The 10,420-nt window shown below is 67.6% G+C and carries 9 protein-coding genes and 1 pseudogene; 5 read left to right on the top strand and 5 right to left on the bottom strand.

Annotated elements, in window-relative coordinates:
• From ftsH to AC1DY5_RS27480, 4 genes are all read left to right on the top strand, one after another.
• The coding region (ftsH, locus tag AC1DY5_RS27495; protein ID WP_478116532.1) for an ATP-dependent zinc metalloprotease FtsH at nt 1–1,585 on the top strand (1,585 nt) is incomplete at its 5' end.
• 61 nt (nt 1,586–1,646) lie between these two features.
• Nucleotides 1,647–2,507 carry a dihydropteroate synthase gene (gene folP / locus AC1DY5_RS27490; protein WP_478116530.1) on the top strand — a complete coding sequence of 287 codons (861 nt, stop codon included), beginning with the start codon at nt 1,647–1,649 and terminating at the stop codon, nt 2,505–2,507.
• A complete protein-coding gene (gene glmM, locus AC1DY5_RS27485) occupies nt 2,504–3,838 on the top strand; it encodes a phosphoglucosamine mutase (protein ID WP_478116528.1) in 1,335 nt (444 codons plus the stop codon). Before folP ends, glmM begins: the two co-directional genes overlap by 4 nt.
• A 10-nt stretch (nt 3,839–3,848) precedes the next feature.
• Nucleotides 3,849–4,337, top strand: coding sequence for a GNAT family N-acetyltransferase (locus tag AC1DY5_RS27480; protein ID WP_478116526.1), 489 nt, complete (start codon nt 3,849–3,851; stop codon nt 4,335–4,337).
• A gap of 52 nt (nt 4,338–4,389) precedes the next feature.
• Here the strand turns inward: AC1DY5_RS27480 and AC1DY5_RS27475 are convergent, their stop codons facing one another.
• The 5 genes from AC1DY5_RS27475 to AC1DY5_RS27455 are packed head-to-tail and all read right to left on the bottom strand — an operon-like array spanning nt 4,390 to nt 9,898.
• Complete coding sequence (locus tag AC1DY5_RS27475) at nt 4,390–5,664, bottom strand: acyl-CoA dehydrogenase family protein (protein ID WP_478116524.1); 1,275 nt, start codon at nt 5,662–5,664, stop codon at nt 4,390–4,392.
• Between the two features lie 46 nt (nt 5,665–5,710).
• Nucleotides 5,711–6,799, bottom strand: coding sequence for a phosphotransferase (locus AC1DY5_RS27470; RefSeq protein WP_478116522.1), 1,089 nt, complete (start codon nt 6,797–6,799; stop codon nt 5,711–5,713).
• A 9-nt stretch (nt 6,800–6,808) separates the two neighbouring features.
• Nucleotides 6,809–7,531 carry a Crp/Fnr family transcriptional regulator gene (locus AC1DY5_RS27465; RefSeq protein WP_478116520.1) on the bottom strand — a complete coding sequence of 241 codons (723 nt, stop codon included), beginning with the start codon at nt 7,529–7,531 and terminating at the stop codon, nt 6,809–6,811.
• A gap of 56 nt (nt 7,532–7,587) precedes the next feature.
• Nucleotides 7,588–8,367 (bottom strand): oxepin-CoA hydrolase, alternative type, encoded by a 780-nt coding sequence (locus tag AC1DY5_RS27460; protein ID WP_478116518.1) that lies wholly within the window; start codon nt 8,365–8,367, stop codon nt 7,588–7,590.
• A 10-nt stretch (nt 8,368–8,377) separates the two neighbouring features.
• Complete coding sequence (locus AC1DY5_RS27455) at nt 8,378–9,898, bottom strand: 3-hydroxyacyl-CoA dehydrogenase (protein ID WP_478116516.1); 1,521 nt, start codon at nt 9,896–9,898, stop codon at nt 8,378–8,380.
• 148 nt (nt 9,899–10,046) lie between these two features.
• On the opposite strand from AC1DY5_RS27455, the pseudogene AC1DY5_RS27450 reads away from it, so the two are divergent.
• Nucleotides 10,047–10,420, top strand: a pseudogene (locus tag AC1DY5_RS27450) (hypothetical protein); the annotation flags it as partial.

Below are 10,420 nucleotides of genomic sequence, written 5' to 3'. Positions count from 1 at the left end.
GGTCAGTTGGGGCCCGATGCTGCTGCTGATCGGCGTCTGGGTCTACTTCATGCGGCAGATGCAGGGCGGCGGCAAGGGCGGCGCCTTCAGCTTCGGCAAGAGCAAGGCCCGGATGTTGGACGAGAACACCAACCAGGTTACCTTCGCCGATGTCGCCGGCTGCGACGAGGCCAAGGAAGAAGTCAAGGAAGTGGTCGACTTCCTGAAGGACCCGGCCCGCTTCCAGAAGCTCGGCGGCCGTATTCCGCGCGGCCTGCTTCTGGTCGGCCCACCCGGCACTGGCAAGACCCTGCTGGCCAAGAGCATCGCCGGCGAGGCCAAGGTGCCGTTCTTCTCGATCTCGGGCTCCGACTTCGTCGAGATGTTCGTCGGCGTCGGCGCGGCCCGTGTACGCGACATGTTCGAGAACGCCAAGAAGAACGCCCCCTGCATCATCTTCATCGACGAAATTGACGCCGTCGGACGCCAGCGCGGCGCCGGCCTCGGTGGCGGCAATGACGAGCGCGAGCAGACCCTGAACCAGATGCTGGTCGAGATGGACGGTTTCGAGACCAACCTCGGCGTGATCGTGGTGGCTGCGACCAACCGCCCGGACATCCTCGACGCCGCCTTGCTGCGTCCCGGCCGTTTCGACCGCCAGGTCTACGTCACGCTGCCGGACATCCGCGGCCGCGAGCAGATCCTCAACGTCCACATGCGCAAGGTGCCGCTCGGCCAGGACGTCAACGCCAGCATCATCGCCCGCGGCACGCCCGGCATGTCGGGTGCCGACCTGGCCAATCTCTGTAACGAGGCCGCGCTGATGGCCGCGCGCCGGAACGCGCGCGTGGTCGAGATGCAGGACTTCGAGAAGGCCAAGGACAAGATCTTCATGGGCCCCGAGCGCAAGAGCATGGTGATGCCCGAGGAAGAGCGCCGCAACACTGCCTACCACGAGTCCGGCCATGCGCTGATCGGCAAGCTGCTGCCCAAGTGCGACCCGGTGCACAAGGTGACGATCATTCCGCGCGGCCGCGCACTCGGCGTCACCATGAGCCTGCCGGCGCAAGACCGCTACAGCTACGACCGCGAGTACATGCTGAACCAGATCAGCATGCTGTTCGGCGGCCGCATCGCCGAAGAGGTGTTCATGCACCAGATGACCACCGGCGCCAGCAACGACTTCGAGCGCGCGACCCAGATCGCCCGCGACATGGTGATGCGCTACGGCATGACCGAGTCGCTGGGCCCGATGGTCTACGCCGAGAACGAAGGCGAGGTGTTCCTGGGCCGCTCGGTCACCAAGACCACCAACATGAGCGAGTCGACCATGCAGAAGGTCGACGCCGAGGTGCGTCGCATCATCGACGAGCAGTACGCGCTGGCGCGCCGCCTGATCGAGGAGAACAGCGACAAGATGCACGCCATGGCCAAGGCCCTGCTCGAATGGGAAACCATCGACACCGAGCAGCTCGACGACATCATGGCGGGCCGTGCACCGCGTCCGCCCAAGGACTGGACCCCGCGGATCCCGCCGTCGAACAGCGGCGGCGGCAGCGGCGGCACGCCGGCGGTGAACCCCGATCCGGCACCCACCGCCGCATGAGCATGATGCTCTGGCAACCGACGGGKCCTCTGGCCCCGTTTTTTTTGAGCGGTCGCGTGGCATGAGCGTTGCCATCTGGCGCACGGCGCGTTTCGCCATTGACCTGGCGCGGCCCCGGGTGATGGGCATCGTCAACGTCACGCCCGATTCGTTCTCCGACGGCGGTGCGCATGCTTCCACCGCGGCAGCGCTTGCGCATTGCGAGCGGCTGGTCGAGGAGGGCGCGGACATCCTCGACATCGGCGGCGAATCGACGCGGCCCGGCAGCCCTGCCGTGCCGCTCGAGGCCGAACTCGCGCGCGTACTGCCGGTGGTGCGCGGGGCGGTCGCGCTGGGGGTTCCGATCTCGGTTGATACCTACAAGCCGGAGGTGATGCGCGAGGTGCTGGACCTGGGCGCGGACATCGTCAACGACATCTGGGCGCTGCGGCAGGCCGGCGCCATGCAGGCGGTGGCGGCGCATCCCGCCTGCGGGATCTGCCTGATGCACATGCACCGCGATCCGCAGACGATGCAGGTGGCGCCGATGGAGGGCGACGTGGTGCCTGTTGTGCGCCGCTTCCTCGAGCGGCAGGCGCAGGCGCTGGCCGGACTCGGGGTCGACGCCTCGCGCATCGTGCTCGACCCCGGCATCGGTTTCGGCAAGACCGTCGAACAGAATTTCGCGCTGTTGGCGCGTCAGCGGGAATTGCTCGAAGGCGGCTGGCCGGTGCTGGCAGGCTGGTCGCGCAAGTCCTCGCTCGGCAGCGTCACCGGCATCGCTGCTGCCGGCGAGCGCATGGTTCCGAGCGTGGCTGCGGCGGTGTTGGCGGTCGAACGGGGCGCCGCCATCGTCCGGGTGCACGATGTGCGCGAAACGGTCGCCGCCCTCGCGGTTTGGGGGGCGATGGCGCAACAACAAGAACAGGACCGAACTCAATGACAAGAAAATATTTCGGCACCGACGGCATTCGCGGCACGGTGGGCCAGCCGCCGATCACGCCGGACTTCGTGCTGCGGCTCGCGCATGCGGTGGGTCGCGTGCTCAAGAAGACCGAGGCGCGACCGACCGTGCTGATCGGCAAGGACACCCGCATCTCCGGCTACATGCTCGAATCGGCGCTTGAATCCGGCTTCAATTCGGCCGGTGTCGACGTCGTGCTGCTCGGGCCCTTGCCGACGCCCGGCGTCGCCTATCTGACGCGTGCCCAGCGCGCCAGCCTGGGCGTGGTGATCAGCGCCAGCCACAATGCATTTCCCGACAACGGCATCAAGTTCTTCAGCGCCCAGGGCACCAAGCTTAGCGACGAATGGGAGCTGGCGGTCGAGGCGGCGCTCGAGGAAGCCCCGGTATGGGCCGACTCGGCGCAGCTCGGCAAGGCTCGCCGGCTCAACGATGCGCCGGGGCGCTACACGGAGTTCTGCAAGAGCACCTTCGCCAACGACCTCACGTTGCGCGGCATGAAGCTGGTGGTCGACGCCGCCCACGGCGCCGCCTACCAGGTGGCGCCGCAGGTATTCCACGAGCTGGGTGCCGACGTGGTCAGCATCGGCTGCGCGCCCGACGGGCTCAACATCAACAAGGGCGTCGGAGCCACCCATCCCGGGGCCTTGATCGCCGCCGTCCAGGCCCATGCCGCCGACTACGGCATCGCGCTCGACGGCGATGCCGACCGTCTGCAGCTGGTGGATGCCGATGGGCGCCTCTTCAATGGCGACGAGTTGCTCTACCTGATCGTGATGGAGCGCGTCGCGCGCGGCGAGAAGCCGGCCGGCGTGGTTGGCACCCTGATGACCAACAAGGCGATCGAGATGGCCTTGAAAGGGCAGGGCATCGAGTTGGTGCGCGCCAAGGTCGGCGACCGCTATGTGCTCGAAGAGCTCGAGAAGCGCCACTGGCTGCTCGGCGGCGAGGGTTCGGGCCACCTGCTGGCGCTCGATCGCCACACTACCGGCGATGGCATCGTGAGCGCGCTCCAGGTGCTGCAGGCCTGCGTGCGCAGCGGGCGGCGCGTCGGCGAGCTGCTGGCTGGCGTGAGCCTCTTCCCTCAGACGCTCATCAACGTCCGCCTGGCCGAGGGGCAGGACTGGAAAGCCAACAAGGCGCTGGCCGCCGAGAGCGAACGCGCCGAGCGAGAGCTCGGCGACAACGGACGGGTGCTGATTCGCGCCAGCGGCACCGAGCCGCTGCTGCGCGTGATGGTCGAGGCGCGCGACGCGGCGCAAGCCGAGGCCTGCGCGCGCCGCATCGCGGACACGGTGAAGCTCGGCTGAAGCGCCGGCCATGCGCAAAGCGATCGACATCGTGATGGCCGACTATCGCGATCCGGCGCATGCGCGCGCGGTCGTGAACCTGCTGGACGCCTATGCGCGGGATCCCGCGGGCGGGGGCGAGCCGCTGGCGCCGGAGGTGCTCGCCGGCTTGCCGGAAGCGCTCGCGGCGCGGCCCCAGGCCTTCAGCGTGCTGGCCTTCGATGGTGAGCAGCCGATCGGCCTGGTGAACTGCATCGAGGGCTTCTCGACCTTCGCCTGCCGGCCGCTGGTCAATGTCCACGACGTGGTCGTGCTGGCCGGCCACCGCGGTCATCGGGTGGCGCAACGCATGCTGGATCGGGTCGAGGCCGAGGCCCGCGCTCGCGGCGCCTGCAAGCTCACGCTGGAAGTGCTGTCGGGCAACCCGAGCGCGCTGCGCGCCTACGAACGCGAGGGCTTCGAGCGCTATCAGCTCGATCCCGCCTTCGGTAGCGCGCTGTTCCTCCAGAAGAAGCTGTGAAAAAGCCGCTGGCACCCGAGGGTGCGGGGCGGCTCGATTCAGCGCGGCGAGATCAGAAGCGCGTGACGGGCATGGCGTCGTCGCCTGGCTTGGCCGGTGCGTACTTGCCCAGCTCCCACTTGGCGATCGCGTTGCGGTGCACCTCGTCCGGGCCGTCGGCGAAGCGCAGCGTGCGGGCGCCGGCGTAGGCGTAGGCCAGCGGGAAGTCGTCGCACATGCCGCCGCCGCCGTGCACCTGCATCGCCCAGTCGATTACCTGGCAGGCCATGTTGGGCGCCACCACCTTGATCATCGCGATCTCGGTCTTGGCGACCTTGTTGCCCGCCACGTCCATCAGCCATGCGGCCTTGAGCGTCAGCAGGCGCGCCATGTCGATCTTGCAGCGTGCTTCGGCGATCCGCTCCTGCGTCACGGTCTGCGAGGCGACGGTCTTGCCGAAGGCCACGCGCGAGCTGGCGCGCTTGCACATGAGTTCGAGCGCGCGCTCGGCCAGGCCGATCAGTCGCATGCAGTGGTGGATGCGTCCCGGGCCGAGACGGCCCTGGGCGATCTCGAAGCCGCGGCCTTCGCCGAGCAGGATATTGCCTGCCGGCACCCGCACGTTCTCGAACAACATCTCGACGTGGCCGTGCGGCGCGTCATCATAGCCCATCACGTTGAGCGGACGCAGGATCTTGATCCCCTGGGCGTCGGCCGGCACGATCACCATGCTCTGCTGCGAATGCTTGGGCGCGTCGGGTTCCGACTTGCCCATCGTGATGAAGACCTTGCAGCGCGGGTCGGCGGCGCCCGAGATCCACCACTTGCGGCCGTTGATGACGTACTCGTCGCCCTGGCGCTCGATGCGGGTCGAGATGTTGGTGGCGTCGCTCGATGCGACATCGGGCTCGGTCATCGCGAAGGCCGAGCGGATCTCGCCTTCGAGCAGCGGCTTGAGCCAGCGCGCCTTGATCTCTTCCGAGCCGTAGCGCGCGATGGTTTCCATGTTGCCGGTGTCGGGCGCCGAGCAGTTGAAGGCCTCGCTGGCCCATGGCACCCGGCCCATGATCTCGGCCAGCGGCGCGTACTCCTGGTTGGTCAGGCCGGCACCTTCGTAGCCCGAGGCGGCGGCGCTGTCGACTGGCAGGAACAGGTTCCACAGCCCCTGCGCCTTGGCCTTGGCCTTGACCTTCTCGACCGTCTCGAGCGCGGACCAGCGCTTGCCGGCCGCCGTGTTGGCCGCCAGTTCGGCCGCGTAGGCGGGTTCGGCGGGGTAGATGTGCTCGTCCATGAAAGCGCTGACGCGCTTTTGCAGCTCTTTGGTCTTGGCCGAGTATTCGAAGTCCATGTCGTCTCCAGGTGGGTAAATGCTCAGGCGACCTGCGCTGCGCCGCTCATGCCTTCTCGGCGAATTTCCAGGCCATTTCGGCCATCGGTCGCGCGCCGCGGCCCGATGCCACGGCTTGTTCGCTCGATGCGGTTCCGGCCTCGACTCGCTTGGCGATGCCCTGCAGGATCGCCGCGATGCGGAACAGGTTGTAGGCCAGGTAGAAGTTCCAGTCGGGCGCCAGCGCCTCGGGCGTTGTCAGGCCCGTGCGCTCGCAATAGCGGCGGATGTATTCGCTCTCGGTCGGGATGCCCAGGCTCTCGAGGTCGAGTCCGCCGACGCCTCGGAACGAGCCCTGCGGGATGTGCCAGGACATGCAGTGGTAGCTGAAGTCGGCCAGCGGATGGCCGAGCGTCGACAGCTCCCAGTCGAGCACTGCGATCGCGCGCGGCTCGGTGGCGTGGAACATCAGGTTGTCGAGGCGGAAGTCGCCGTGCACGATCGAGGTCATCGATTCGTCGCGGGCGCTGGCCGGGATGTGGGCCGGCAGCCATGCCATCAGGCGGTCCATCTCGGGAATCGGCTGCGTGACCGAGGCCAGGTACTGCTTGCTCCAGCGGCCGATCTGGCGCTCGAAGTAGTTGCCGGGTTTGCCGTAGTCGGCCAGCCCGCGCTCGGCGAACTTGACTGTATGCAGCGCCGCGATGACGCGGTTCATCTCGTCGTAGATCGCGGAGCGGGTCGCGTTGTCCATGCCGGGCAGGGACTGGTCCCAGAGCACGCGGCCGGCCATGAACTCCATCACGTAGAAGGCGCGCCCGATGACGGATTCGTCCTCGCACAGGCAGTACATCTTCGGCACCGGCACATCAGTGCCGGCCAGCCCGCGCATGACCTTGRACTCGCGCTCGACCGCGTGCGCCGACGGCAGCAGCTTGGCGACCGGGCCCGGCTTGGCGCGCATCACGTAGCTTTGGGACGGCGTCACGAGCTTGTAGGTCGGGTTCGACTGGCCGCCCTTGAACATCTCGACCGTGAGCGGTCCCTTGAAGCCGTCGAGGTTCTTCTCGAGCCAGGCGGTCAGCGCGCCGATGTCGACGAGGTGCTGTTGCGAGACGGCACGCGTGCCGACGAAGTTGTCGAAGTCCTGGGTCATGTCGCTTCTTTATTGGTCATCGGCTTCGGAGATGCGCATCAGCGCGGYGCGGTCGAGCACCACCAGTCCGCCCGATTCGATGCGGATCGCTTCCTCGCGCTCCATCGCCTTGAGTTCCTGGTTGACGCGCTGGCGCGAAGCGCCGAGCAGTTGGGCGAGCTCTTCCTGCGCCAGATGCAGGCCGATGCGCATCTGGCTGCCGTCCGCCAGGTTCGGCACGCCGTAGCTGCGCACCAGATGGATCAGCTGCTTGGCCAGGCGAGCGCGCAAGGGCAGGGTGTTGAGGTCCTCGACCAGCCCGAACAGCTGGCGGATGCGGCGTGCCTGCAGCCGCATCAGGGCTTCGTAGAGCTCGACGTGGTTCGACAGGATCTTCTGGAAATCGGCCCGCGCCACGCACAGGATCGTGGTGTCGCCATGCGCATAGGCATCGTGCGTGCGCCGGTCGCCGTCGAAGATCGCCACGTCGCCGAACCAGATGCCCGGCTCGACGTAGGTCAGCGTCACCTGCTTGCCCGAGACCGCGGTCGAGCTCACGCGCACCGCGCCCTTCGCGCAGGCGATCCACTGTTCGGGCGGATCGCCGCGAGCGGCGATCAGTTCGCCGTCCTTGTAGCGTTTGACGAATGCACATCGGAGGATGTCGTGGCGAAGAGAAGGTGAGAGGGAAGAGAACCAGCGACCACTGTTGATCGCTTCACGTTCTTCGATGGTAAGAATGGGGTCGTCCATGGACTGTCCTGTCGGTGACTGAAAGGCTAGGGGTTGTCACGGGAGCGACGCGCCCGTCATTCGTAGCGCGGCGTTTCCTTGGCGAGGAAGGCGGCGATGCCGATGCCCGCGTTGGGGTGATGCAGGTTGCGCACGAAGTGGTCGCGCTCCTGCGACAGCTGCGACACCAGCGTCGCGCCGCGGGCGTCGCTGAGCAATTCCTTGATGCTGGCCAGCGCATTCGGCGCCCGGGTATTGAGCTTGGCGGCCAGCGCCAGTGCGGCGGCCAGCGCCTGGCCGTTCTCGGTCAATTGATTGACGAGACCGAGCTGGTGCAGGCGCGCCGGCTCCAGCCGCTCGCCCTGCATCAGCCATTCGCTCGCGAGTTGGCGCGGCAGCGCCCGCGCCAGGTGCCAGCTCAGACCGCCGTCCGGCGACAGGCCGACGTTGCTGTACGAAGCCGCGAACACCGCATCGCGTGCCGAAACCACGAAATCGCAGGCCATTGCCAGCGAGAAGCCGGCGCCGGCCGCCGCGCCCTCAACCGCCGCGATGACCGGTTTCGGGAAGGTGCGGATCGAGTCGATCCAGGTGTGGAGCGCCTCGATGCTCTCGGCCTGCACCGAGGGCTCGCGATCGCGGTTGGCCGACAGGCGCTGCAGCGAGCCGCCGGCGCAGAACCACTTGCCCTCGCCGACGATGACGACGCTCTTGATCTCCTGGCTGCTCTCGGCGCCGTTCAGCGCCTCGATGCCGGCGGCGTACATCTCGGGGCCGAGTGCGTTGCGCATCGAGGGGTTGGACAGGGTCAGCACCATGGTGCCCCCTTCGCTGGTGCTTTTGAGTTCTGCGGTCATGGTGCTTTGCTTACTCTTCGAGGTGGATGAGGCTCAGGCCGAGGGCGCCGCGGCGGCGCAGCCACGGACTCGGGCGATAGCGCGGATCGCCGTAGACGGTCTGCAGGTTGAACAGGACTTCCAGCATATTGGTCGGGCCGTAGAGGTCGCCCATGGCCAGCGGCCCCTGCGGGTAGCCGAGCCCGAGGCGAACCGCGAGTTCGAGATCGGCCGGCGAGCAAACGCCCTGCTGGCACATGTCGGAGGCGATGTTCACGATGGTCGCCACTACGCGCTGGGTGACGAACCCGCCGCTGTCGCGGATCACGCTGACCGCCTTGCCGTCGCTGGCGAAGAGGGCATGCGCCGCATCGCGGATGTCGCGCCGGGTGGCCGGATTGGTTGCCAGCACGCGCCGCTTGGTGGTCGCGTCGTCCACCATCAGGTCGATGCCAACCGTGCGGGTGGCATCGAGCCGCTCGACCGCGGCCACGGTGGTGACGTCGAAGCCCAGCGGCGCGACCAGGATCAGGGCCGTGGCGGAAGGCGCGGCACCGGTTTCGAGCTGCGCGCCCAGCGCATGCACCAGTCGCAGCAGGTCGRGACGACGGGCCGCGCGCGGCGAGACCCAGACCGGCGGCAAGGCGTCCACCTTCGGCACCGGCGGCTCGGCAGGCTTCTGCATCTCGCCTTCGGGATAGCGATAGAAGCCGTCGCCGGTCTTGCGGCCCAGCGCGCCCGCGGCCAGGCGCTGCGCCGTGATGATGCTGGGACGGAAGCGCGGCTCCTCGTAGTACTGGTGATAGATCGACTCCATCACCGGATGGGAGACGTCGAGTGCGGTCAGGTCGAGCAGTTCGAAGGGGCCGAGGCGAAAACCTGCCTGATCGCGCAGGATGCGGTCGATGGTGGCGAAATCGGCCACGCCTTCGCCGGCGATGCGCAGTGCTTCGGTCCCGTAGCCGCGCCCCGCGTGGTTGACGATGAAGCCGGGCGTGTCCTTGGCCTGGACCGCGCTGTGGCCCATCTGCTGCGCATAGGCGGCCAGTTGACGGCAGACTTCGGGCTCAGTCTTGAATCCGGCCACCACCTCGACCACCTTCATCAACGGCACCGGATTGAAGAAGTGGAAGCCGGCCATTCGCTGCGGCTGCTTCAGTGCGGTCGCGATGGCCGTCACCGACAGCGAAGAGGTGTTGGTGGCCAGTGTGGCCGACGGCGAGACCACGGATTCGAGGTCGCGGAACAGCTGGCGCTTGACTTCCAGGTCCTCGACCACGGCTTCGATCACCAGGTCGCAGGCGGCGAGCGCCTGCACCGAGTCGACGGCCTGCACGCGCGCAGCCAGGTCGTCGCGCTGGGCTGCGTCGAGCTTGCCCTTGTCGAACTGCTTCTGCCACTGGGCAAGCAGGGCTTCGCGCCCGCGTGTCGCGGCGCCTTCGAAGCTGTCGAGCAGCAGCACCCGGCTCCCGGCTTGCGCCGCGATCTGGGCGATGCCTCGCCCCATGGCACCGGCACCAATGACGCCGACGTTGGAAAATTTCACGGTCATTTGATAATTGTCCCTCTATGAATGATCGCCGCTGACGCTCGTGTCAGAATGTGTCAACTTTCGATTGCTTTTGTAGCAGCCCATTTTGCAATTCCCACGACTCGCGGCGAGCCTGCTCATTTTCGGCCTCGCTCTTGAATCATCCGCCTTGACGATCGGGCGGCCCCAAGGGGCCGTCTGGATCGGCAAGCCGATGGACGTCGCGATTCCGCTTTCGCTCGACGCGGCGGAGGCCGGCGAATCCCTGTGTCTCCAGGCGGACGTGCTGCAGGGCGACACCGCGATGCCGGACCGGCGCGTGACGGTATCGCTCGAGACCGGGTCGGCGGGACCCCGCGCCCGTGTCCGTTCGACCGTGCCGATCGAGGAGCCGGTGGTCACGCTGACCCTCAGGGCCGGCTGCGACCTGAAGTCCACACGCAACTACGTACTGCTGGCCGATGTGCAGGTCGATGCCGCGCTGCCCGCCGTGGCGGCACCGGCCGCGCGCCAGATGCCCGAGTTCGCGCCTGCGCCGCGGCC

It is taken from the genome of Variovorax sp. P4_D9, assembly GCF_056401695.1.
This window is presented reverse-complemented; position numbering and strand designations above follow the sequence as displayed.

Excerpts from the sequence above, each read along its gene's own strand:
- folP (WP_478116530.1), top strand. The coding sequence starts at position 1,647 with ATGAGCGTTGCCATCTGGCGCACGGCGCGTTTCGCCATTGACCTGGCG.
- glmM (WP_478116528.1), top strand. The coding sequence starts at position 2,504 with ATGACAAGAAAATATTTCGGCACCGACGGCATTCGCGGCACGGTGGGC.
- AC1DY5_RS27480 (WP_478116526.1), top strand. The coding sequence starts at position 3,849 with ATGCGCAAAGCGATCGACATCGTGATGGCCGACTATCGCGATCCGGCG.
- AC1DY5_RS27475 (WP_478116524.1), bottom strand. The coding sequence starts at position 5,664 with ATGGACTTCGAATACTCGGCCAAGACCAAAGAGCTGCAAAAGCGCGTC.
- AC1DY5_RS27460 (WP_478116518.1), bottom strand. The coding sequence starts at position 8,367 with ATGACCGCAGAACTCAAAAGCACCAGCGAAGGGGGCACCATGGTGCTG.